Raw genomic sequence first — 21450 nt, forward strand, 5'->3', positions numbered from 1 at the left:
GGGACCGCGCGTCCCGGAGGCGGATCCGTCAGCGCGGATCGTCGATGACGTGCTTGATCCCGGCCCGCATGTAGTCCCAGCCGGTCCACAGCGTGAGCGCGGCGGCGAGCCACAGGAGCGTCAGGCCGATCGCCTCGGTTCCCGGGAGCACCGTCTCGCCCGCCGGGCCGGCCACCAGGAAGCCGAGCGCCAGGAGCTGCACGGTGGTCTTCCACTTGGCGATCCGACTGACCGGCACGCCGACCTTCAGCTCCGCCAGATACTCGCGCAGGCCGGAGACCAGCACCTCGCGGCACAGGATCACGATCGCCGCCCAGATGTTCGAGCCGACGATGGTGTGGTCCGCCGCCAGCATCAGCAGGCAGGCCGAGACGAGGAGCTTGTCGGCGATCGGATCGAGCATCCGGCCGAGCGCCGAGCTCTGGTGGTAGGTGCGGGCGACGTAGCCGTCGAGATAGTCGGTGATCGCGGCCGCGACGAACACCCCCAGCGCCGTCCACCGCGCCGTGTGGGATTCGGGCCAGAACAGCAGCGCGACCATCACCGGCACGGCAACGAGGCGCCCGTAGGTCAGGCAATTCGCGAGCGTCCAGGCCGGCGACCGTCGTCGGGGAAGGACGGCGTTCATCGCAGGGGTGAAATCAGAGCGGGGCCCGGGCGTCAACGCCTCTGAGTCTGCCTCGGCCATCGCGGCCGGGTTCTCAGGCGCCGGCATGGAAGAAGTCGTAGACCGCCCGCGCTGTGGCGGCGTTCACGCCCGGGGTCCTGGCCAGATCCTCGAAGGCGGCGCGCTGGATCGCCTTCACGGTCCCGAAATGGTGCAGGAGCGCGCGCTTGCGGCTCGGGCCGATGCCGGCGATCTCGTCCAAGGGATTCTTCACCATCTCTCGCTTCCGCTTGGCCCGATGGCTGCCGATGGCGAAGCGGTGCGCCTCGTCGCGGAGCCGCTGCACGAAGTAGAGCGTCGGGTCGCGCGGCGGAAGCTTGAAGGGGGGGCGGCCGGGCACGAAAAACGTCTCGCGGCCGGCATCGCGGTCGCGGCCCTTGGCGACGCCGACCAGGGGAACGCCCGCCACGCCGACCTCCTCCAGCGCCGCCCGCGCGGCCTCGAGCTGGCCCTTGCCGCCGTCGATCAGCACGAGATCCGGCCAGGCCGGGAACGCATCGTTCTCCTCCGCCGGCGCGGGCACCGGCTCCGGCACCTCGCCCTCGCCCGCGGCCGCCTCGCGCTCGGTGCGCGGCGCCTCTTTCGCGAGCCGCTTGAAGCGCCGCTGCAGCACCTCGCGCATCATGCCGTAATCGTCGCCGGGCGTGAGATCCTCGGACTTGATGTTGAACGTGCGGTAATGCGCCTTCATGAAGCCCGTCGGGCCGGCGACGATCATGCCGCCGACCGCGTTCGTGCCCATGATGTGCGAGTTGTCGTAGACCTCGATCCGGCGGGGTGCGCCGTCGAGCCCGAAGGCCTGGCCGAGCGCCGCGAGCATCTTGCCCTGCGAGGCCGTGTCGGCGAGGCGCCGGGCCAGCGCCTCCTTGGCGTTGCGCTGGGCGTAGTCGACGAGGTTCTTCCGCTCGCCGCGGCTCGGCCGGTGGATCTCGACGCGGTACTCCACCCGGCTCGACAGGGCCGCCGCCACCAGCTCCGCGTCCTCGATCGCGTGGCTCGTCAGCACCGTCCGGGGCGCGGGCTTGTCGTCGTAGAACTGGCCGATGAACGAGCCCAGCACCTCGTCGGGCGTCATGGTCCGGTCGGCCTTCGGGAAATAGGCGCGGTTGCCCCAGTTCTGGAAGTTCCGGAAGAAGAACACCTCGATGCAGAACTGGCCGGCCTGCTCGTCGAGGGCGAACACATCCGCCTCTTCCACACCCTGGGTGTTGACCCCCTGCACCCCCTGGATCGCCGACAGGGCTGCGATGCGGTCGCGGAACCGGGCGGCACGCTCGAACTCCATCGCCTCGGACGCCGCCTGCATCTCGGCGCGCATCCGGTCCTTCACGGCGTTCGACTTGCCCGCGAGGAACGCCCGCGCGGAATCCGCCATCGCGGCGTAGTCCTCGGGTCCGATCTCGCCCGTGCAGGGGCCGGAGCAGCGCTTGATCTGGTAGAGCAGGCAGGGCCGGGTGCGGTTCTCGTAGTAGCTGTCGGTGCAGGTGCGCAGCAGGAAGGCGCGCTGCAGCGCGTTCACCGTCCGGTTCACCGCCCAGACGCTGGCGAAGGGGCCGTAATAGTTGCCCTTCCGGCGCCGGGCGCCCCGGTGCTTGACGATCTGCGGGGCGGGGCCGTCGTCGGTGACCAGGATGTAGGGGAACGACTTGTCGTCCCGCATCAGCACGTTGAAGCGGGGCTTCAGCTGCTTGATGAGGTTGGCCTCGAGGAGGAGCGCCTCGGTCTCGGTCGCGGTGGTGACGAACTCCATCGCCGCCGTCTGCGAGATCATCCGGGCGATGCGGTTCGAGTGCGCCTGGCCCCGCGCGTACGAGCCGACCCGCGCTTTCAGGTTCTTGGCCTTGCCGACATAGAGGACGTCGCCGCGATGGTCGAACATCCGGTAGACGCCGGGCGACGACGGCAGGGTCGACCAGAACCGGCGGATCACCTCCGTGCCGGCCTGGACGGCGCCCGGCTCGAAATCGAAGTCGATCTCCGGCGTCTCCGTGTCGGGGAGTTCGGCTTCCGGCTCGTCGACGGCCTCGTCCCGCTCGGCGTCGCGGCCGTCGTCGAATGTGTCGGGGGGCAGGTCTGAGAGGGCTCTGCGGCTCATACCGCAGATCTAAGCGCTCCGGACCGCCAGGGGGACGGGGGCGGCGACAAAAATCGCGCGCCCAATCCGATCAATCAGTCGAACAGCGAGTCGATGTCGCTCTGATCCACGTGACCGACGTCGTGGTCGAGCTTCGGCCCGTTGAGGAGCGAGCTCTCGTCGTCCAGGGAGGTCGGCACCGGCATGACGGTGATGAGTTCCTTGAAGCTGTCGAGCTCCGACCACGTGGCGATCAGCCGGTCGAGATGCTCCTCGATGAACTTCATCACGCCGACGATCTTGGTGATCCGCTGGCCGGTCAGGTCCTGGAAGTTGCAGGCCTCGTAGGCGGTGATCACGCGCTCGAGGATCACGTCGACGTGCGGCTTCATGCCGGGCGGCAGCGTCGCGGCGTTGAGCATGCCGGCGTGGCTCTCGATCTCCTCGACCGCGCCGAGGAGCTGCGTGGTGGCGCGCTCCGTGGAGTCGACCACCGCGTCGAGCTCGTCGGCCGCCCGGCGCATGCCCTTGCCGGTATTCTCGGTCCGGTGAAGCGTCGCCAGCTCCGACTTGGTGCGGGTGATCGCCTCCTTCATCACGTCGAGTTCGGTGCGCATCGCCAGCGCCTCGTGCAGCTCGCGCCGGCACGACTCGATGGTCTCGCTCGCGCTCATCTGCGTGACGCGGCGCAAGTCCTGGATGGCGTTGAAGATCTCCTCCAGGCGCTCGCTCGAGGCGGACGCCCCCGGCCCGGGAGGGGGAGCCGCGGGAAGCCCGAGACTGTCTTCGATGCGATAGCGCTTCTGGGTCATCGTCCGGGCGTGAGCGTTCGGGTTCCGTCGCCGAGACTGTCTACCATAACGGTTAGCGGACTGTGACTGCCGAGCTTCTTCCGGCGGGCTCTGCCCGCTCCGGGGTGAGGCCGGGCGGTGCCGCCAAGCTTAACCGCCGATTCACGCTGGCGGCGACGGGCCGGGGAGAGGCCGGGCTGCGGAGACGATTCACCACGTTTGTTCACCCGATTCGGTAAAATGTGACGGGATCGTTCGCGGGCCGGGAGCGTGGGCTCCGGCTCGGGAGCATGCGGCGATGCGGCGTTCAGTCCGTATGGGAATGGGGGTGGCTGCGGCCGCGTTCGTGCTGTGCGGCCCCGCCTGGGCGCAGCAGGCGCGCTACGCCGAGGGCGGCTACGGCGGCGGCCTCATCGAGTATCTCGTCACCGGCAGCGCCGGCGGCGCCGGGCGCGGCTGGCCGCAGCGCGCCGCGCCGCAGCAGCGGGTCGCCGCCTATTCCGGCGAGCTGGTGCCGGTTGAGCCGGAGCCTGCCCAAGCTTACGGGCAGGCGTACGGGCAGGCGTACGGCCAGTCCTACAGTGCCCCGCAGCCCTACGGCGCGCCGCCCGCGGCCGCCTACGGTGCGCCCCAGGCGGATCCGGGGCGGATCGGCCGCGCAGTCCCGCCTGAGTATCAGCGCCAGGAAGTCGCCTTCGCGGGGCGGCAGAAGCCCGGCACGATCGTGATCGACACCGCCGGCAAGCATCTCTACCTCGTGCAGGCGGGGCAGCGCGCGCTGCGCTACGGGATCGGCGTCGGCCGCCCCGGCTTCGCCTGGAGCGGTCTCAAGACGGTCAGCCGCAAGGCGGAGTGGCCGGACTGGACGCCGCCGGCCGAGATGCTCGCCCGTCGTCCCGATCTGCCGCGCCACATGGCCGGCGGCCCGGAGAACCCGCTGGGCGCCCGCGCCCTCTACCTCGGCTCGTCGCTCTACCGCATCCACGGGACGAACGAGCCCAACACGATCGGGCAGTCGGTCTCGTCGGGCTGCATTCGGATGATGAACGACGACGTCATCGACCTCTACGACCGCGTGCCGGTCGGAACCCGGGTCGAGGTGCTCTGAGCGCCCGACGCGCGCGCCGTCGCGGATCGAACCCGCCGATACGGAGAAGGCCCGGCCGCGCCTGACGCGACCGGGCCTTCCGCTCGATGTCAGCGCCGATCAGGTCCAGTCGCTGTCGTCGCCGCCGCCGAGGTCGCCGCCGAAATCACCGCCCGGATCGCTGTAGCCGGCGTCCTGGAACCCGCCCAGGTCGCTGCCGCTGTTGTCGAGGGCCGAGCCGAGATCCTGGTTGCCGCCGTCGCCGTAGTAGTTGTTGACGATGGTCTCGCCCCCACCGCCGCCGAGGCCGGCCGCCGCGGCGCTGCCGAGGCTCGAATGGCCGCCCGCGAAGGCGTTCGACAGGGCGCTGCCGAGGAGCATGCCGCCCGCCGCGCCGGCCGCCATGGGCAGCGCCGTCGCCATGAAGCCGCCGCCGCGCGCCGGGGCCTGGGGCTGGCCGCCCCACGGGCCGCCCTGCTGCTGCGGGTAGCCGCCCTGCTGCGGGTAGCCTTGCTGCGGGTAACCCTGCGGCGCGCCGCCCTGGTTGCCCCAGGGCTGGCCACCCGGACGCGGCTGCCCGTAGCCGGGCTGCGGCTCCTGGCGCTGCTGGCTGCCGCCGCCGAAGATGCTCGACAGGAAGCCGCCGCCCCCGGAGGGCTGGGCCGAGGCCGCCTGGCTGCGGGCCTGCTCCAGCTGCTGGTTCAGGCTCTTGATCGCCTCTTCCTGCACGTAGATCAGCTGCGCCATCGCGTAGGGTGCGTAGGGCTGCGCGCGGAGCTTGTCGGCGATGAAGCGCTCCGCCTCCGCGTCGCGGGGCTGGGTCTGCGCCTGCTCCAGCCGCTGGAAGATTCCCGAAATGACGTCGCGTTCTTCGCTGTTCATGGAGTCGTCCTCCTCGAATCTCACCCGCGGGCCCGAACGCGCCGCATGGCAGCTAGGACATGGGTGCGCGGCGACGCTTTGTCAGGGGGATTGCGAAAACTTCATCCGCGGACCCCGAAAAGCGAGAAGCCCGACCTGCCGGCCGGGCTTCCCGGATGTCGACGGTGGGGCGCGGCCGCGGCCGCGCGATCCTAGAACGTGCCGAACTTGTAGTTTAGACCGGCGCGGACGACGGCGAACTGGTCGTCGCGGCGACCGACGCCGCTGTAGACGACCGGGAAGTTGTTGGCGGCGTTGATGACGAACGCGCCCTGGTTGCGGGTGCCGCGGTCGAGGTTCACGTACAGGCCTTCGACCTTCAGCGTCACGGCCGAGGAGCGGAAGAAGTTCAGGAACGAGTCGGTCGGGAGCGCGTACTCGATGCCGCCGCCGGCGGCCCAGCCGGTGCGGAAGCTGTCGTTACCGGCGTAGCCGCCGAAGGAGCGGTCGGCGCTGCCCGAGCCGTAGGCGAAGCCGCCGGTGCCGTACACGAGGGTACGGTCGAAGGCGTAGCCGAGGCGGCCGCGCACGGTGCCGAAGAAGTCGAGGCTGGAGAGGCCGCGCGGGTCGGTGAGGTAGTAGCCGGGGGCGACGGCGCCGGAGACGAAGGCGTTGTTCCGGCTGCGGCCGAAGTCGAGGTACTGGGCGTCGGCCTCGACGCCGATCACGACGCCGGAGCCCGGGGTCAGCTGCCAGTTGTAGCCGATCTGGCCACCGCCGGAGAAGCCGTCCTGGCTGCGGTTGCGGAAGGAGGCGACGGTGCCGGGGGCGGCGTAGGGGAAGGGTACCGCGAAGGTGTTGCCGGTGTTGCGGTCGCTGGCGTCGAAGGCGTAGCCGGCGTTGATACCGAAGTAGGCGCCGGTCCAGGTGAAGACCGGGACGGGGGTGAACACCGGCGGCGGGGCGGCGCGGCGCGGCAGGTCGGCCGCGAAGGCCGAGCCGGCGAAGGCGACGCCCGCGAGGGCCGTGGTCACACGGAGCATGGATTTCATGATCTGGTCCTCACTGGTGGTCCGCGCCGTCCGTCGCGGGAACGGTTGCGGAACCGGGTCTGGCTGCGTTCCAGCGGTTCCAGGGTTGCTTTGCGCTCCGCGGTGTCGCCGACCGCTCTCGCGGCCCCTTGTGGCAACCCGCCGTTTTCCCCGGCACCTTAACCCCTGAACGCGGCCGAATGGCCAAGGTTCATTTACGGCTACGCTTTTTTCGGTCTCGCGGTCGACAAAGTGTCGCACCCCCGCATCGTGAGGAACCGCGCGGTCAGGGGACGAGCGCGATCGCGGAGATGAGACGGCCGTAATCCGCCTCGCCGCGATGGGTGGTCCGCCGGTAGCTGTAGAACCGCTCGGGATCCGCGTAGGTGCAGAGGTTCAGGGCGGTAGCCTCACCGATCTCGGCCTCTTCCAGCCGGGCCAGGATGAAGCCCGGGAGGTCGAACTGCGCGTGTCCGGGCCGCGTGCCGGGGCCGAGGAAGCGCTCCATGCCGGGGGCGTCGCTCCGGAACCGCGCGACGAAGTCCGGGCCGACCTCGTAGGAGGCCTGCCCGATCGTCGGTCCCAGGACGGCGACGATCCGGCTCCGCCGCGCCCCGAGCGCCTCCATCGCCGACACGGTCGCGCCGATCACGCCGGTGAGCGCCCCCTTCCAGCCGGCATGGGCTGCGCCGACGACGCCGTTCTCGGGGTCCGCGAACAGGATCGGCCCGCAATCCGCGGTGGCGATGCCGAGCGCCAGGCCCGGTACCCGCGTCACCATGGCGTCGGCCTTCGGCCGCTCCGCCGCGAAGGGCGCCTCGACGGTGACCACCTCGGCCGAATGGACCTGATACAGGCTCACCAGCCGGTCCGGCGGCAGGCCGAGCCGCGCGCACATCCGCGCCCGGTTCTCGGCGACGCGCTCCGGCGCGTCCTGCGAGCCGAGGCCGCCGTTGAGCGACGCGTACAGGCCCTCCGAGACCCCGCCGACGCGGGTGAAGAAGGCGTGGCGCATGCCCGCGTGGGCGGAGAGTTCCGGCGCCTCGATGAACATGCCTGCGGTCACGGTCGGCCTCGCGCTTGCCCCTGTCGCGCCCCGATAGCGCAAGGGCGGACCCTTGACGATGTCGTTCAAGCGTCAGATTCTTGCTGCATTGCAGTATGGAGCCGATCCGGCTCCGCCTTGAGAAGGATCGCAATGTCACGAGGGATCGAGACCGACGCCCTGCCCGAGACGCCCGAGGCCGAAGAGCCCCGGATCCCGAGCGCGCCTGCCCACCCCGTCACGGGAGAGCCCGCCGCCTTCGACCCGACCGACCTCAACCCGCCCGCGCCGCCGACGCCGCGGCCCGCCAGCCAGACCGATTCCGGCTTCGGCTCCTTCGGCTGAGCGATCCCGACCCCGTTCGGGGCTGAGGACCTTCCCGGCGGCTCAGGGCGCCGGAAATCCCGGGAGCGGCCCGAGGGACGGGCCGCTCACCGCCAACACCTTGAACAGGCTGCCCATGCCGCTCCGGCCCGGATCGGTCAGGCGGGTGACGGCCGCATCAATCGCGGTGACCTGCGCCGGATTGGCCCGTGCCCTCAGCCGCTCGGCACGGGCGCCGAGGCCGAGCGCCGCCAGGAAATCACCCTGATCGACCGGACCGTGGATCGCTGCGCCCTCGGCCCGGGCCGCCTGGGCGAGGGCGGCGAAATTGACGTGATGCGTCAGATCCGCCTCGCCAGGCTCCGCCAGCGGGTCGGCGAAACGATGTCCTGCCAGCGCCTGGAGGGTGTCGCCGAAGCCCGGGCGGACATGGCCGTAATCGACGACCAGCAGGGCGCCTCCACCGGAAACCAGCCGTCGGGCCAGCGCGCGGATCAGCGCGAGGCCGGCCGCCGGCACGCTCATCAGCGCGCCGTCCGGGCCGTCCGCCACGAGGCCCGGGACCGGCTCCGGCGACAGGCCGAAGGCGAGACCGCCCGCCGGATCGAGGCCGATCTGCCGCTCGTGCCAGCCCGACGGCCGGCGCTCGAACTGGCGCACCGGCAGACAGTCGAAGAATTCGTTGGCCAGGATGATCTTGGGCCCCTCGGGCAGCGTCTCGACGCTGTCGTGCCACACGGCGCCGGTCCCGGAGAGGGCGCGGGCCTGCGCGGCCCGCAGCACCGGGCTCGTCTCGACGAGGTGCGGTGCCACGCGCACCCCGGGGAGCGCCGCCCGCAAGGCGCGCAGCGCGTCCGCCATCAGCGTGCCGCGGCCGGGCCCCAGCTCCACCAGGAGGAGCGGATCCGGCGCCCCGATCGAGCCGCGGACGTAGGCTGTCCAGGCACCGAGCAGCTCGCCGAACATCTGGCTGATCTCGGGCGCGGTGGTGAAGTCGCCCTGGGCACCTAGGGGATCGCGGGTGCGGTAGTAGCCGTGGACCGGGTGCCCGAGGCAGAGGGCCATGTAGCGGTCGACACCGATCGGCCCGTTCTGGCGGATCAGCGCCGCGATCTCGGCTCCGAGCGGTGTCACGCCTCGACGGCCGCCTCGGCCGCCGGCGCCTCGACGGGATGGCGGGGACGTGTCCGGCCGGTCGCGGCCAGCACGATGTAGGTGAGGCCGACGATCATCATCGGCACGCACAGCAGCATGCCCATGGTCACGCCGCCGCCCATCGGACCGACATGGTCGCCGAACAGGAAGCCGAGCTGGCGATCCGGCTCGCGGAAGAACTCGCAGAAGGTCCGGGCCAGCGCGTAGCCGAGGACGAAGATGCCGCCGAGGAGCCCCGGCTTGCGGAAGCCGAACCGGCGGACGCTGAGCGCCATCACGATGAACAGCAGCAGGCCCTCGGTGGCCGCCTCGTAGAGCTGGCTCGGGTGGCGCGGCAGCGGCCCGCCGCTCGGGAACACGATCGCGTAGGGGAAGTCCGGCGCGACCCGGCCCCAGAGCTCGCCGTTCACGAAATTGGCGATCCGGCCGAAGAACAGGCCGATCGGCACCACCACGGCGCCGATATCGAGGAGCGTGTAGGCGTTGAGGCCCTTGCCGCGGGCGAACAGCACGAAAGCCAGGATCGCCCCGACGAAGCCGCCGTGGAACGACATGCCGCCGTTGCGGATCGCCAGGATCTCCCACGGATCGGAGATGTACATCGGCAGATTGTAGAACAGCACGTAGCCGATCCGCCCGCCGAGCACGACGCCGAGCGCCACCCAGACGACGAGGTCGTCGATGTCGGCGACCTGCGGGCGCTTCACCACGCCCCAGAGACCGTCGGACATGACGAGGCGGCGCGCGTAGTACCAGCCGCCGATCAGGCCGGCGATGTAGGCGAGCGCGTACCATTTGATCGTGATCGGCCCGATCGCGATCGCCACCGGATCGATGGCCGGAAAGGGCAGGGCGAGGAGCGGCATCTATCTCACCTCCGGGGCGGCCGGCTTGGACGCCGGAGGGGCGACGCGTCAAGCCCGGAGGCCCCCTTCCGAAAGCGCGGCCTCAGCCGCGCACGAACAAGAAGCCGTGTCCGTCCGGGCCGGCGCAATAGGCGGCCGCGCCGTCGGCGGAGGTCAGCGGAGTTTGTCCGCTCTCGCGCAGGCGGTGCGAGAGGGACTGCGGGTCCGCCGCGGTGAACACGGAGCGGGTGGAGGCCCGGTCGGCGGGCCCGAAGACGAGCCGCCGCTCGGTCGCGGGCGTGCGGTAATGCAGGAGCTCCACGTGCGGCGCGGGCTCCGGAGGCTCGAGGGCGATCACGTCGACCTGCGGATCGTCGACGCCGTCGAGGCGCGCCTGCTCCGGTCCGCGGTTCAGGCCGCGCTCCGCCACCCACATTCCCAGGGACCCGGTCAGGAAGGCCAGGGTGGCGTCGAGGTCGGTGACGGTGATCGCCGAGTGGTCGATTCCCAGGAACAGGCCCGGCGCGTCGCGCCAGCGGGTCGCGGCGGGCCCGTCGGGAAAGTATATCAACTCCAGGGGATGCCCGTCGGGGTCGCGGAACTTGTAGGCGGTCACGCCTCCCGTGGAGGCCGGCAGACGCTGCGGCCCGCCGCGGCTGATCGGCATCGGTGCGAGCCGTGCCAGCTGCGCCGCCGCGGCCCCCATGTCGCGGACCGGGACCGCCAGGTGCTGGAAGAACGGATCCGTCGCCGCTGGATCGGCCGGGTAGGGCGCGCCGGGCGGATCCACCGTCATGAATGTCACGCTCTGCCCGCCGAGCCGCATGCGCAGCTGCGTGGCGCGCTGGCCCGCGAGGCCCATCGCCTCCGCCTGCGCGCCGGGCAGGGGTTCCGGTGGAGCGATCCGCGCGAAGCCGAGCCCGTCCCGGTAGAAGGCTTCGGTGACGGCGAGGTCCGCGACGGTGCGGCCGAAGCCGACGAGGGCGCGCACGCCGCTCTTGGGAGCGATGCCGCTCGGGGGAGCGATGCCGCTCACAGGAGCGGTGCCCCCCGCACGTTCACGTAGATCGCGTAGAGTGCCTGCGAGGCGCAGAGGAACAGGCGGCTGTTGTTGCGGCCGCCGAAGGTGAGGTTGGCGACCGTCGCGGGCACGAGGATCTTGCCGACCAGTTCGCCGCCGGGGTCGATGCAGTGGACCCCGTCCCCGGCGCTCGACCAGACATTGCCGTGCTCGTCGCACCGGATCCCGTCGGCATTGCCGGGCGCGATCTTGAAGAGCACCGAGCCGCCCGACAGGCTGCCGTCCTCGGCCACGTCGAACACGCGCACGTGCTGCAGCGGGTCGGTGTCGAACTGCAGCCCGGTCTCGACGATGTAGAGCCGCCGCTCGTCGGGCGAGAAGCAGAGCCCGTTCGGGCCCTGGAAATCGTCGGCCACCACCCGCAGCGAGCCGTCGCGGGGGTCGAAGCGGTAGACGGCGGCGGGCAGCTCGGATTCCTGCTTGCCACCCTCGTAGTCGGTCTGGATGCCGTAGGGTGGATCCGAGAACCAGATCGTCCCGTCCGACTTGCAGACGATGTCGTTGGGCGAGTTCAGCCGCCGCCCGCGGTAGCGCTCCACGAGGCTGGTGATGCGGCCATCGAGCTCGGTCCGATGGATGCGCCGGCCGCGGTGCGAGCAGGACAGCATCCGCCCCTGGCGGTCGCGGGCGTGGCCGTTCTCGAAGTCGCCCGCCTCCCGGTAGACGCTCAGGCCGGCGTACTCCGCCCAGCGCATCACCCGATTGTTGGGAAGATCGGAGAACAGCAGCTCGTCGCGGTCGCCGAACCAGACCGGGCCCTCCGTCCAGCGGAACCCGTCGGCGAGCTTCTGCAGCGGGGCGTTCGGCAGGATGTAGGCCTTGAAGCGCGGCTGCGTGAGTTCGAAGCCGTCCATGGGGCCGCCCTTACTTGAAGCGGCCGGGCTGGTTGACGGTCGGCTCAACCTGGAGCCCGGTCACGATCATCGTGCAGGGCTCGTCGCCCACCGTGCCGGAGAGGTGGCCCTTCTTGCCATCCCGTTCCTTGGTGTTCTGATCCTCGCCCATCATAAGCTCGCCCGGGCCCATCTCGACCCGGTGGCCGTCCATCGTTTCCACGAACCAGCGGCCCGAGAGGATCGCGATCCATTGCGGCCGCGGGTTCTCGTGCCACTCGCCGACCCAGCCGACCGGCAGGACCGTGAAGGTCACGACCGACGGCGCAGGATCCATCTTGTCGTTCCACTGGGGCGCGGTCTCGGGGTTGATCCCCTCGAACTTGAACCGCTCGAGGTGGAACAGCTCCTGGCGGCTCACACCCTCCGCATCGGTGTAGACGTGCCAGTACGGCATCTTCGGAGGGGTCGGCTCACTCATCGTCGCTCCTGCCGCGGCGGGACTCACCCTCCCACAACGGCCGGGCTTGGCGATGGTTCGCGTCTGCCGACGAAGGCCCGGATGCCCCAGACGTCGTTCCGGGGCCGGATGAGCGGACGGCTTCCGCGACGGTGCGAGCGTAGCGAAGCCGGCCCGTGTCGCTCCGTGGCCTCCCCGTGGGGCGCTGGCCTGGGTCGCGTGCTGCGCTCCCGAGGACGGCGCGACGCTCACATCTGCTCGGGGATCCGGTCCGTCTGCGCGAGGTTCGAGAACCGGGTGATGTTCGCGTCGAACTGCAGTTCCACGGTGCCGGTGGGGCCGTGACGCTGCTTGCCGAGGATCACCTCGGCCTTGCCGTGGACGCGCTGCATCTCGGCCTCCCAGGCGAAGAACTCCTCCGTGCCCTCGCGGGGCTTCTTGTTCCCGACGTAGTACTCCTCGCGGAACACGAACATGACGACGTCGGCGTCCTGCTCGATCGAGCCCGACTCGCGCAGGTCGGCGAGCTGCGGCCGCTTGTCGTCGCGGTTCTCCACCTGACGGGAGAGCTGGGACAGGCCGATGATCGGCACGGCCAGCTCCTTGGCCAGCGCCTTCATGCCGGTGGTGATCTCGGTCATCTCCTGCACGCGGTTGTCGCTGCGCTTGGACGAGCCCGAGAGGAGCTGGAGGTAGTCGACGATCAGGAGGTCGAGGCCCTTCTGGCGCTTCAGGCGCCGGGCGCGGGCGGCGAGCTGCGCGATCGAGATGCCGCCGGTCTGGTCGATGTAGAACGGGATCGTCTGCATGTCCCGGGCGGCGTCGGTGATCTTGTAGAAATCCTCGGGCCGGATGTCGCCGCGGCGGATCTTGTAGGACGGCACGCCCGACTGCTCGGCGATGATGCGGGTGGCGAGCTGCTCGGCCGACATTTCCAGCGAGAAGAAGCCCACGATGCCGCCGTTCACGGTCTTGGTCGTGCCGTCCGGCTGCTTCTCGCCGCGGTAGGCCTTGGCGATGTTGAAGGCGATGTTGGTCACCAGCGAGGTCTTGCCCATGGCCGGGCGGCCCGCGAGGATGATCAGGTCGGAGGGCTGCAGGCCGCCCATCTTGGCGTCGAGGTCGGACAGGCCCGTGGCGATGCCCGAGAGCTTGCCGTCGCGCTGGTAGGCCTTGGCGGCCATGTCGACCGCGGCGGTCAGCGCGTCCGAGAATTTCTGGAAGCCGCCGTCGTAGCGTCCGGCCTCGGCGAGCTCGTAGAGCCGCCGCTCCGTGTGCTCGATCTGGTCGCGGGGCGACTCCTCCACCGGCGCCTCGTAGGCGCCGTTCACCAGGTCCTCGCCGATGGCGATCAGCCGGCGGCGGATGGCGAGATCGTAGATCGTGCGGCCGTACTCGCCGGCGTTGATCACCGTCGTGGCGTCGGCGGCCAGTCGCGCGAGGTACTGCATGACCGTCTGGCCGCCGAAATCGGCGTCGCCCAGATAGGTCTTCATGGTGATGGGCGTGGCGAGCTTGCCGGCCTTGATCAGGGACGCCGCCACTGTGAAGATCTGCTGGTGGGCATCCTCCATGAAGTGTTCGGCCAGCAGGAAGTCCGACACCCGGTAATAGGCGTCGTTGTTCACCAGGATCGCGCCCAGCAGCGCCTGCTCCGCGTCGATGTTGTGCGGGGCGACGCGGTACTCGGCCTGGACCGCTTCGAGCTTGGCCGTGAGCGCATTGGGCAGGGCCATCGGCGGACGACTCCGTATCAGGCGCCGCGGCGGGCGCGCCAGGATCACACCGCACGACCTTGACCCCGGTATGGTTACCGAAGCCTAGCCGACGGCCGGTTCTCCCAAGCCGGGGCGCGGAAAAGCGGACGCCCGCCGACTCTCGCGAGCGACGGGCGTCCATGCTGGAACAAAACTGGAACGTGTCAAGCCTCGGGGGCAATCATCCCCAGTGTTCACCGGTATACACGGCGGGCAAGGACCCCGCCGCCCGGCCGGCCGGTTGGCTGGCCGGGACCTCGAACCGGGATCAGCCGCGGTCGTCGGCACCCTCGCCGGCATCGGCCAGCGCCTGACCGACCTCGAGGCCGAGGTCGTCGAGGTTGAACGCCTCGCGCTCGGTGACCGACTCACCGCGGGCCTGGCGCTCGGCCTCCTCGGGGCTGCGGGCGACGTTGACGGTGATCTCGACCTCGACCTCGGGGTGCAGCACCACCGGGACCGTGTGCAGGCCGAGCGTCTTGATCGGCTGGTTCAGGGTGAACTGACCGCGATCCACCGTGAAGCCCTCCTTCGAGACGACCTCGGCGAGGTCGCGGGTCGAGACCGAGCCGTAGAGCACGCCGGTCTCGCCCGACTGCCGGATCAGGATGAAGCTCTGGCCGTTCAGCTTCTCGGCGACGACCTCCGCGTCCTTCTTGCGGTCGAGGTTGCGGGCCTCGAGCTGGGCGCGCTGGGCCTCGAAGTGCTTCTTGTTGGCTTCCGTCGCGCGCAGCGCCTTGCCGCGGGCGAGCAGGAAGTTGCGGGCGAAGCCCGGGCGGACATTCACGGTCTCGCCCATCTGGCCGAGCTTGGCCACGCGCTCGAGCAGGATCACTTCCATGGTCTTTCTCCTTCAGGTGTTCGGCCACGCGGGCCGGGGTCTCACGGCGCCGGATCGCCCTTGGGACGTCGGCGGTCGAGGGCTGTGTCGGCGAGGCCGAACAGGGTGAGGGCGACCAGAGCGATGCCCTGGGTCACGAACAGGATCAGGTACATGCCGAACAGCATGAGCCCGCGCCCCGGCCGGCCGCGCGAGCGGTCGTGGAAAGCGGCGAGCCCCTGGAGCGCGAAGGCCGCGCTGAACGCGCCGAGGAGCGCGACCCCGAACACGCCGACGTAGCCGGGCGCGAAGCACATCGCGACGGCCGCCGCGACCGCCACGAGCGTGCTGCGCGGCATGGCGGTGGACGGGATGTCAGGCCAGGGCCGCGGCAGGCGTCCGGAGATCTTCACGATCCGGGCCGAGGCCCAGAGATAGAAGGCCAGGAGCAGCGCGAGGCCGTTGGCCGCGAAGGCGGGCACGACGCGGGCGAGGGCGTCCGCCACCTCGGCCCGCGTGACGTCCGCCGGATCGGCATCGGCCTGCGGAGCCGGACCGGGCGCGGTCGCCCCGTCCCTGCCGGCCGCCTCGCTGCCGGTCGACGGCGCGTCGGCGCGCGGAGTCCCGGTGCGCGGGGGCTCGGCGGACGGGCGGGTGGCGGGCAGCCGCGTCTGGACCAGGGTCTGGGCGAGGCCGCGCAGCTGCGCGTCGAAGGCGGCGTGGTTCGGCGAGGACAGGACAGCGATGGCGATGAAGGCAAGGGCGGCCGTGGCGGCGATCCAGCCGAGCAGGCGGCCGGTCGGGTACCATTCGAGGCCCGCCCGCGTCTCGCGCCCGAGGAGCGTGAGGTAGGCGAGCCACCAGGCGGGCAGGGCGATGTAGGCCGCGAAGGCCAGTCCCATGAAGGGTGCGATCACCAGGACCAGCGCGAGGCTGCCGGCGGCGGCGGCGGCGAGCGCGGCCTTGTGGCTCCAGCCCAGGCCGACGATCAGGATCGGCAGCGGCGCCACGAGGTAGAGCAGGATCGCGAGCGGGGTCGCCTTCAGCAGCACCCCGAACAGGAGTGCGGAGACGAGGCCCGCGCCGATACCGATGCCGATGTGCTGTGCCATGAAGTCCGCTGTCCCGCTGCCGGTGCGGCAGGGTTAGAGGCGGCTACGCGCCCCAACGATCGGGCGGCGCGAGCCGCCCTCTGAGAGGGCCGGCCCGGGCAGATGCCGGGCCGGCGGGTTCCGATGGCCTACTTGATCACGTAGGGCAGCAGGCCGAGGAAGCGGGCGCGCTTGATCGCCTGGGCGAGCTCGCGCTGCTTCTTGGCCGAGACCGCGGTGATCCGCGACGGCACGATCTTGCCGCGCTCGGACACGTAGCGGGACAGGAGCTTGACGTCCTTGTAGTCGATCTTCGGCGCGTTCGCGCCGGAGAACGGGCAGGTCTTGCGACGACGGAAGAAGGGACGGCGTCCGCCGCCCGCACCAGCACCGAATGCCATGGGTTAGCCCTCCCCGCCGAAGCTGCGCTCGCCGCGGTCACCGCGATCGCCGCGGTCACCCCGGTCGCCGCCGAAGCCGCCACCGCCACCGAAGCCCTCGTCATCGCGACGACGGCCGCGCTCGCGATCCTTGCGGTCGTCGCGGTCGCGCTTCTGCATCATGGCGGACGGCTCGGAATCGAGCTCCTCGACCCGGATGGTCATGAAGCGCAGCACGTCCTCGGAGATCTGCATCTGGCGCTCCATCTCGGCGATGGCGGCCGGCGGGGCGTCGATGTTGAGGAGCGCGAAATGCGCCTTGCGGTTCTTCTTGATCCGGTAGGCGAGGGACTTCACGCCCCACATCTCGATCTTCTCGAGACGGCCACCGTTCTGCTCGATCACACCCTTGTAGGTGTCGATCATCGTCTCGACCTGCTGGGACGTCACGTCCTGGCGGGCCAAGAGCACATGCTCGTAGAGAGGCATCGTCGGGCCTTTCATCGTCAAAAGGAGCCCGGCCGCCGGAGGGCGGCTGATTCGGGCCGGTTCATCTCGCGCTACGCTCGGCGCCAAGCCCTTCGAGCCGATTTTCAGGCCCGAGCGGTTGATCGAAGGCGGAGACACCGGACGACGGGATCTGGGAGAGCCCTGTGCCGCGAGCGGCACCGTCCGTTCAGCCCCCGGCCGGAGCGAACGCGAGGGGCGGCGCATAGTCGGTTTTTGCGGGCGTGGCAAGGTCGTCTTGCCCATCACGGAGCCGGATGCGGCTCTGCGCGGCCTCGCCCCTGTCCGGCGCCGACCAGGATCGACCCTCGGCGCGCGGCCGTTCCGTGTCAGGCGCTTCGCCCGACCGTGCGCCGTCATTCCGGATGCCGATCCGGAGCCTCTGTCAGTGCGATGCCTCGCGGCGGCGTGTGGGCGCCCCGGCGCCGCTGCGCGGCCCCGTCCGGACCCGCCGCGGCTTGCCGCTCGGGCGGTTCGATGACACAAGCGCGGCGCGGCTGGGGATCCCCGGCCGCGCTGGTTTTTCGATAATCCTCCAGATCCGCGATGGCAGAGGCCCCATCTTCCGGCCCCTCCGAGGTCGGTCCCGTGCTGATCACCGGCGCGAGCGGTTTCCTCGGCTCAGCCCTGGTCGACGTGTTCCGCCGGGCCGGCTTCCCGGTGCGCATCCTCGTGCGCGCCTCGAGCCCTCGCCGAAACCTCACCTGGACCGACGTGGAGATCGCCGAGGGCGACATGCGCGACCCGGCCGCCGTGGCGGCGGCGATGCGCGGCCAGCGCTACCTCATCCATGCCGCGGCCGATTACCGGCTCTGGGCGCCGGACATGGAGGAGATCGTCCGGACCAACCGCGACGGCACGCGCCTCATGATGCGCGCCGCCCTCGAGGCCGGGGTGGAGCGGGTCGTCTACACGTCGAGCGTGGCGACGATCAGACCGCCGGCCGACGGCGTCACGCCCTCCGACGAGACCATGCCGCTGACGCCCGAGACCGCGATCGGCGCCTACAAGCGCAGCAAGGTCGTGGCCGAGCGCGTGGTCGAGGAGATGGTCGCCCGGGAGGGCCTGCCGGCGGTGATCGTCAACCCGTCGACGCCGATCGGTCCCCGCGACGTCAAGCCGACGCCGACCGGGCGGATCATCCAGGAGGCGGCGCTCGGCAAGATGCCGGCCTTCGTCGACACCGGCCTCAACCTCGCTCACGTGGACGACGTGGCCCAGGGGCATCTGCTGGCGCTGCGCAGGGGGCGGATCGGCGAGCGCTACATCCTCGGCGGCGAGGACGTGTTCCTCTCGCAGATGCTCGCCGACATCGCCGGCATGGTCGGCCGCAAGCCGCCGACCGTGAACCTGCCCCGGGCCGCCGTGTACCCGGTGGCGTTCTTCGCGCAGCTCGCCGCCCGGGTCACCGGCAGGCAGCCCTTCGCGACGATCGACGGGATCCGCATGTCGCGCTACCGGATGTTCTTCTCGGACCGGAAGGCGCGCGCCGAGCTCGGCTACACGGCCCGGCCCTACCGCGAGGGCCTGTCCGACGCGATCACGTGGTTCCGGGAGGCGGGCTACCTCGCATGAGCACCCTCGATTCCGCCACCGCGACGCGCTCCGGCAAGGGCCACCGGGACGAGAATTTCCCCGTCGCCTCGCACCTGATCCATCCCCGCCACCGGGGCGCGATCCTGGCCTTCTACAACTTCGTCCGCGCCGGCGACGACGTGGCCGATCACGCCGCCCTGTCGCCCGAGCGCAAGATCGAGCTGCTCGATCGCCTCGCCGACGCGCTCACGGGCGCCGGGCCGTCCGATCCCGAGGCCGAGCCGCTGAAGCGCGAGCTCGCGGCCCGCGGCCTGCCGCCCCGACACGCGCTCGAACTCCTCGACGCGTTCCGCATGGACGCGCGCAAGAACCGCTACGCCGACTGGGACGAGCTGATCCATTACTGCCGCTACTCGGCCATGCCGGTGGGGCGGTTCGTGCTCGACGTGCACGGCGAGGATCCGGCCCGGGTCTACCGAGCCTCCGACGCCATCTGCGCGGCGCTCCAGGTCATCAATCATCTCCAGGATTGCGGCAAGGACTTCGCCGCACTTGACCGGGTCTACCTCCCGCGGGATTGCCTGGACCGTCACGGCGCCACCGTGGCGATGCTCGGCGAGGCCAAGGCGCCGCCGCAGCTCCGGGCCGCGATCCGCGAGCTCGCGCAGCGATGCCTCGAGCTCCTCGACGAGGGCGCGGTCCTGCCGGACCTGATCGACGATCTGCGCCTGTCACTGGAGATCGCCGCCATCCACCGGCTCGCCGTCGTGCTGAGCCGGGGCCTGCTGGAGCGCGACCCGCTCTCCGAGAAAGTCCATCACGGCAAGGCCGCCTTCGCGCTGACGGCGCTGGGCGGCGTCGCCGCCACCCTGGCGCGCCGGCCCTTCCGCGGCCGGACCGTCCGGGCCGCGGCTCAGGGAATCCGCTCGTGACCGCCACCGCCACGCCCGCCCAGGACCCGGAGAGCGCCGCCCCGGCGCTGCCCGCCGCCGGCTCCTCCTTCTACACGGCGATGCGCCTGCTGCCGAAGGAGCGGCGGGAGGCGATGTACGCCGTCTACGCCTTCTGCCGCGCGGTCGACGACGTCGCCGACGACGGCGGCACCCGCGCCGTCCGGCAGGTCGAGCTCGACCGCTGGCGGGCCGACATCGACGCCCTCTACGCCGGCCGGCCGGCCGCGCGCGTGCGCGACCTCGTGGAGCCCGTGCGCCGCTTCGGCCTGAAGCGCGAGGATTTCCAGGCGGTCATCGACGGCATGGCGATGGACGCCGTCGAGGACATCGTCGCCCCCGACGCCGAGACCCTCGACCTCTACTGCGACCGGGTCGCGAGCGCGGTCGGCCGGCTGTCGGTGCGGATCTTCGGCATGCCGGAGGCGGACGGCATCCGGCTGGCGTGGCATCAGGGCCGCGCGCTCCAGCTCACCAACATCCTGCGCGACATCGACGAGGATGCCGAGCGCGGCCGCCTCTACCTGCCCCGGGAGAAGCTCCGGGCGATCGGCCTCACCGACCCGACGCCGGTCCAGGCGATCAGCCATCCCCGCATCGGCGAGGTCTGCGTCTCCCTCGCCCGCGAGGCCGAGGACCATTATCAGGCGACCTGGGAGATCATCCGGCGCAGCCCCCGCAAGGCGACCAAGGCCGCCCGGCTGATGGCCGCCGCCTATCACCTCTACCTCAAGGCGGTCCTCGCGCGCGGCTGGGCGATGCCCCGCGCCCGGGTGAAGCCCGGCAAGCTCGCGCTGCTGGGCGTCGTCCTCCGCCACGGCCTGATCTGATGGGCACCGTCCACGTCGTCGGCGCCGGCCTCGCCGGCCTCTCCGCGGCCGTCGCGCTCGCCGAAACCGGCGCCCGGGTGGTCCTGCACGAGGCCGCCAAGCAGGCCGGCGGCCGGTGCCGCTCGTACTACGACCCGGCCCTCGGCCTGACCATCGACAACGGCAACCACCTGCTCCTGTCCGGCAACGCCGATTCCCTCGGCTTCCTCCGGACCGTCGGCGCGCCGGCCGACGCCCTGGTCGGCCCGGACGTGGCCGAATTCGACTTCGCCGACCTGCAGACCGGCGAGCGCTGGCGGCTGCGGCCCAACGCGGGGCGGCTGCCCTGGTGGGTGATGAGTCCCGCCCGCCGCGTCCCCGGGACGCGGGCGCGGGACTACCTCGCGCCCCTCGGGATCCTGCGCGCGGCCTCCGGCAAGGCGGAGGGCGCGGGCGGAACCATCGGCGCGCACATGGCCTGCGAGGGCACGCTCTACCGGCGCCTCTGGCACCCGGTGCTGCTCGCGGCCCTCAACACCGAGCCCCGCGACAGCGATGTCGGGCTGGCTGCGCGGATCCTGCGCGAGACCCTGGGCGCGGGCGGCAAGGCCTGCCGTCCCCTCGTCGCGGTCGAGGGCCTGTCCTACGCCTTCGTCGATCCGGCGATCCGCTACCTCACGGCGCGCGGCTGCGAGATCCGCCTCGGCCGGCGCCTGCGCGGACTGGAAAGCGCGGAGGGCCGCGTCGGGCAACTCGTGTTCTCGGACGGCCCCGAGAGCCTCGGCCCGGAGGACGGCGTCGTGCTGGCGCTGCCGCCGTGGGTGGCCCGGGAGGTGTTGCCCGGTCTCCTCGCCCCGACGGAATTCCGCTCCATCGTGAACGCGCATTTCGCGCTGGCGCCGAAGCCCGGCAGCCCCCTCGTCCTCGGCGTCGTCAACAGCCTGACAGAGTGGCTTTTCGCCTATCCGGACCGGTATTCGGTCACGATCAGCGGTGCAGACCGGCTCCTCGACGTGCCTCGCGAAGACCTCGCGCGGCAGATCTGGGCCGAGATCGCGCAGCTGTACAACCTTGCACCGGACCTGCCCAGCTGGCAGATCGTAAAGGAGAAGCGTGCGACCTTCGCGGCGACGCCGGCGGAGGCCGCGCGGCGCCCGAAGGCCGAAACCGCCTACGACAATCTCGTCCTGGCAGGCGATTGGACCGCCACCGGCCTGCCGTCGACGATCGAGGGAGCGATCCGCTCGGGCCAGACGGCCGCACGTTCCTTGCGTGCGGGATCTGTCGTGCGCGCTGGAACCCAGGTGCGCGGCGCAGCTTGAGGCATGGCGTCCGCCGCGAGGCGG

The 21450-nt window shown here is 71.2% G+C and carries 22 protein-coding genes; 6 read left to right on the forward strand and 16 right to left on the reverse strand.

Annotation, left to right across the window (positions count from 1 at the left end; translation table 11 throughout):
* Nucleotides 1-28 precede the first annotated feature (28 nt).
* From pgsA to ME121_RS08590, 3 genes are all read right to left on the reverse strand, one after another.
* Entirely contained in the window at nt 29-628 is a 600-nt protein-coding gene (pgsA, locus tag ME121_RS08580; protein ID WP_012322295.1) for a CDP-diacylglycerol--glycerol-3-phosphate 3-phosphatidyltransferase, read from the reverse strand.
* A 73-nt stretch (nt 629-701) separates the two neighbouring features.
* Entirely contained in the window at nt 702-2762 is a 2061-nt protein-coding gene (uvrC, locus tag ME121_RS08585) for an excinuclease ABC subunit UvrC (protein WP_059408671.1), read from the reverse strand.
* Nucleotides 2763-2836: 74 nt separating this feature from the next.
* Nucleotides 2837-3553 (reverse strand): protein phosphatase CheZ, encoded by a 717-nt coding sequence (locus ME121_RS08590; protein WP_012322297.1) that lies wholly within the window; start codon nt 3551-3553, stop codon nt 2837-2839.
* A 277-nt stretch (nt 3554-3830) separates the two neighbouring features.
* On the opposite strand from ME121_RS08590, the gene ME121_RS08595 reads away from it, so the two are divergent.
* Nucleotides 3831-4640, forward strand: a complete 810-nt coding sequence (locus ME121_RS08595; protein WP_043075039.1) for a L,D-transpeptidase — start codon at nt 3831-3833, stop codon at nt 4638-4640.
* A 99-nt stretch (nt 4641-4739) separates the two neighbouring features.
* On the opposite strand, the gene ME121_RS08600 is transcribed toward ME121_RS08595, so the two are convergent.
* The 3 genes from ME121_RS08600 to pgeF all read right to left on the reverse strand — a co-directional run bounded on the left by ME121_RS08600 (nt 4740) and on the right by pgeF (nt 7565).
* A complete protein-coding gene (locus ME121_RS08600) occupies nt 4740-5501 on the reverse strand; it encodes a DUF2076 domain-containing protein (protein ID WP_012322299.1) in 762 nt (253 codons plus the stop codon).
* Between the two features lie 191 nt (nt 5502-5692).
* A complete protein-coding gene (locus tag ME121_RS08605) occupies nt 5693-6532 on the reverse strand; it encodes an outer membrane protein (RefSeq protein ID WP_024828109.1) in 840 nt (279 codons plus the stop codon).
* Nucleotides 6533-6797: 265 nt separating this feature from the next.
* Nucleotides 6798-7565 (reverse strand): peptidoglycan editing factor PgeF, encoded by a 768-nt coding sequence (gene pgeF / locus ME121_RS08610; protein ID WP_024828108.1) that lies wholly within the window; start codon nt 7563-7565, stop codon nt 6798-6800.
* Between the two features lie 144 nt (nt 7566-7709).
* On the opposite strand from pgeF, the gene ME121_RS08615 reads away from it, so the two are divergent.
* Nucleotides 7710-7901 (forward strand): hypothetical protein, encoded by a 192-nt coding sequence (locus ME121_RS08615; RefSeq protein ID WP_012322302.1) that lies wholly within the window; start codon nt 7710-7712, stop codon nt 7899-7901.
* Nucleotides 7902-7943: 42 nt separating this feature from the next.
* On the opposite strand, the gene ME121_RS08620 is transcribed toward ME121_RS08615, so the two are convergent.
* From ME121_RS08620 to rpsF, 10 genes are all read right to left on the reverse strand, one after another.
* Entirely contained in the window at nt 7944-9014 is a 1071-nt protein-coding gene (locus tag ME121_RS08620) for a class I SAM-dependent methyltransferase (RefSeq protein WP_059408672.1), read from the reverse strand.
* Entirely contained in the window at nt 9011-9901 is an 891-nt protein-coding gene (lgt, locus tag ME121_RS08625) for a prolipoprotein diacylglyceryl transferase (RefSeq protein WP_059408673.1), read from the reverse strand. Before lgt ends, ME121_RS08620 begins: the two co-directional genes overlap by 4 nt.
* An 82-nt stretch (nt 9902-9983) precedes the next feature.
* Entirely contained in the window at nt 9984-10871 is an 888-nt protein-coding gene (locus ME121_RS08630; protein ID WP_245297721.1) for a VOC family protein, read from the reverse strand.
* A gap of 41 nt (nt 10872-10912) precedes the next feature.
* Nucleotides 10913-11815, reverse strand: a complete 903-nt coding sequence (locus ME121_RS08635; RefSeq protein ID WP_024828104.1) for an SMP-30/gluconolactonase/LRE family protein — start codon at nt 11813-11815, stop codon at nt 10913-10915.
* 10 nt (nt 11816-11825) lie between these two features.
* Nucleotides 11826-12275 (reverse strand): cupin domain-containing protein, encoded by a 450-nt coding sequence (locus ME121_RS08640; protein WP_012322307.1) that lies wholly within the window; start codon nt 12273-12275, stop codon nt 11826-11828.
* A gap of 227 nt (nt 12276-12502) precedes the next feature.
* On the reverse strand, nt 12503-13990 hold the full coding sequence (locus ME121_RS08645; protein WP_012322308.1) for a replicative DNA helicase: 1488 nt from the start codon (nt 13988-13990) through the stop codon (nt 12503-12505).
* 289 nt (nt 13991-14279) lie between these two features.
* The gene (rplI, locus tag ME121_RS08650) at nt 14280-14852 is read right to left on the reverse strand and encodes a 50S ribosomal protein L9 (protein WP_012322309.1); all 573 of its coding nucleotides are present in this window, start codon (nt 14850-14852) and stop codon (nt 14280-14282) included.
* A 41-nt stretch (nt 14853-14893) separates the two neighbouring features.
* Complete coding sequence (locus ME121_RS08655; protein ID WP_059408674.1) at nt 14894-15943, reverse strand: DUF2232 domain-containing protein; 1050 nt, start codon at nt 15941-15943, stop codon at nt 14894-14896.
* Between the two features lie 128 nt (nt 15944-16071).
* Nucleotides 16072-16323: a 30S ribosomal protein S18 gene (gene rpsR / locus ME121_RS08660; RefSeq protein WP_007561044.1), complete on the reverse strand. Its 252-nt coding sequence runs from the start codon at nt 16321-16323 to the stop codon at nt 16072-16074.
* 3 nt (nt 16324-16326) lie between these two features.
* Nucleotides 16327-16791, reverse strand: coding sequence for a 30S ribosomal protein S6 (gene rpsF / locus ME121_RS08665; RefSeq protein WP_012322311.1), 465 nt, complete (start codon nt 16789-16791; stop codon nt 16327-16329).
* A 564-nt stretch (nt 16792-17355) separates the two neighbouring features.
* Between rpsF and hpnA the strand changes: the two genes are divergently transcribed.
* The 4 genes from hpnA to hpnE are packed head-to-tail and all read left to right on the forward strand — an operon-like array spanning nt 17356 to nt 21426.
* Nucleotides 17356-18384 (forward strand): hopanoid-associated sugar epimerase, encoded by a 1029-nt coding sequence (hpnA, locus tag ME121_RS08670; RefSeq protein ID WP_029357992.1) that lies wholly within the window; start codon nt 17356-17358, stop codon nt 18382-18384.
* Complete coding sequence (gene hpnC, locus ME121_RS08675) at nt 18381-19277, forward strand: squalene synthase HpnC (protein ID WP_024828101.1); 897 nt, start codon at nt 18381-18383, stop codon at nt 19275-19277. The genes hpnA and hpnC overlap by 4 nt, the downstream gene beginning before the upstream one ends.
* Nucleotides 19274-20125, forward strand: coding sequence for a presqualene diphosphate synthase HpnD (gene hpnD, locus ME121_RS08680; RefSeq protein WP_012322314.1), 852 nt, complete (start codon nt 19274-19276; stop codon nt 20123-20125). The genes hpnC and hpnD overlap by 4 nt, the downstream gene beginning before the upstream one ends.
* Nucleotides 20125-21426, forward strand: coding sequence for a hydroxysqualene dehydroxylase HpnE (gene hpnE, locus ME121_RS08685; RefSeq protein ID WP_012322315.1), 1302 nt, complete (start codon nt 20125-20127; stop codon nt 21424-21426). Before hpnD ends, hpnE begins: the two co-directional genes overlap by 1 nt.
* The last annotated feature ends 24 nt before the right edge of the window (nt 21427-21450 follow it).

The sequence above is a fragment of the Methylobacterium sp. ME121 genome (assembly GCF_000974725.1).
GTDB classification, from domain to species: Bacteria; Pseudomonadota; Alphaproteobacteria; order Rhizobiales; family Beijerinckiaceae; genus Methylobacterium; species Methylobacterium radiotolerans.

Excerpts from the sequence above, each read along its gene's own strand:
- ME121_RS08605 (WP_024828109.1), bottom strand. The coding sequence starts at position 6,532 with ATGAAATCCATGCTCCGTGTGACCACGGCCCTCGCGGGCGTCGCCTTC.
- lgt (WP_059408673.1), bottom strand. The coding sequence starts at position 9,901 with ATGCCGCTCCTCGCCCTGCCCTTTCCGGCCATCGATCCGGTGGCGATC.
- rplI (WP_012322309.1), bottom strand. The coding sequence starts at position 14,852 with ATGGAAGTGATCCTGCTCGAGCGCGTGGCCAAGCTCGGCCAGATGGGC.
- pgsA (WP_012322295.1), bottom strand. The coding sequence starts at position 628 with ATGAACGCCGTCCTTCCCCGACGACGGTCGCCGGCCTGGACGCTCGCG.
- ME121_RS08590 (WP_012322297.1), bottom strand. The coding sequence starts at position 3,553 with ATGACCCAGAAGCGCTATCGCATCGAAGACAGTCTCGGGCTTCCCGCG.
- hpnC (WP_024828101.1), top strand. The coding sequence starts at position 18,381 with ATGAGCACCCTCGATTCCGCCACCGCGACGCGCTCCGGCAAGGGCCAC.
- ME121_RS08640 (WP_012322307.1), bottom strand. The coding sequence starts at position 12,275 with ATGAGTGAGCCGACCCCTCCGAAGATGCCGTACTGGCACGTCTACACC.
- pgeF (WP_024828108.1), bottom strand. The coding sequence starts at position 7,565 with ATGTTCATCGAGGCGCCGGAACTCTCCGCCCACGCGGGCATGCGCCAC.
- ME121_RS08645 (WP_012322308.1), bottom strand. The coding sequence starts at position 13,990 with ATGGCCCTGCCCAATGCGCTCACGGCCAAGCTCGAAGCGGTCCAGGCC.
- ME121_RS08615 (WP_012322302.1), top strand. The coding sequence starts at position 7,710 with ATGTCACGAGGGATCGAGACCGACGCCCTGCCCGAGACGCCCGAGGCC.
- ME121_RS08635 (WP_024828104.1), bottom strand. The coding sequence starts at position 11,815 with ATGGACGGCTTCGAACTCACGCAGCCGCGCTTCAAGGCCTACATCCTG.
- uvrC (WP_059408671.1), bottom strand. The coding sequence starts at position 2,762 with ATGAGCCGCAGAGCCCTCTCAGACCTGCCCCCCGACACATTCGACGAC.
- ME121_RS08595 (WP_043075039.1), top strand. The coding sequence starts at position 3,831 with ATGCGGCGTTCAGTCCGTATGGGAATGGGGGTGGCTGCGGCCGCGTTC.
- hpnA (WP_029357992.1), top strand. The coding sequence starts at position 17,356 with ATGGCAGAGGCCCCATCTTCCGGCCCCTCCGAGGTCGGTCCCGTGCTG.
- hpnE (WP_012322315.1), top strand. The coding sequence starts at position 20,125 with ATGGGCACCGTCCACGTCGTCGGCGCCGGCCTCGCCGGCCTCTCCGCG.
- ME121_RS08655 (WP_059408674.1), bottom strand. The coding sequence starts at position 15,943 with ATGGCACAGCACATCGGCATCGGTATCGGCGCGGGCCTCGTCTCCGCA.
- rpsF (WP_012322311.1), bottom strand. The coding sequence starts at position 16,791 with ATGCCTCTCTACGAGCATGTGCTCTTGGCCCGCCAGGACGTGACGTCC.
- ME121_RS08600 (WP_012322299.1), bottom strand. The coding sequence starts at position 5,501 with ATGAACAGCGAAGAACGCGACGTCATTTCGGGAATCTTCCAGCGGCTG.
- rpsR (WP_007561044.1), bottom strand. The coding sequence starts at position 16,323 with ATGGCATTCGGTGCTGGTGCGGGCGGCGGACGCCGTCCCTTCTTCCGT.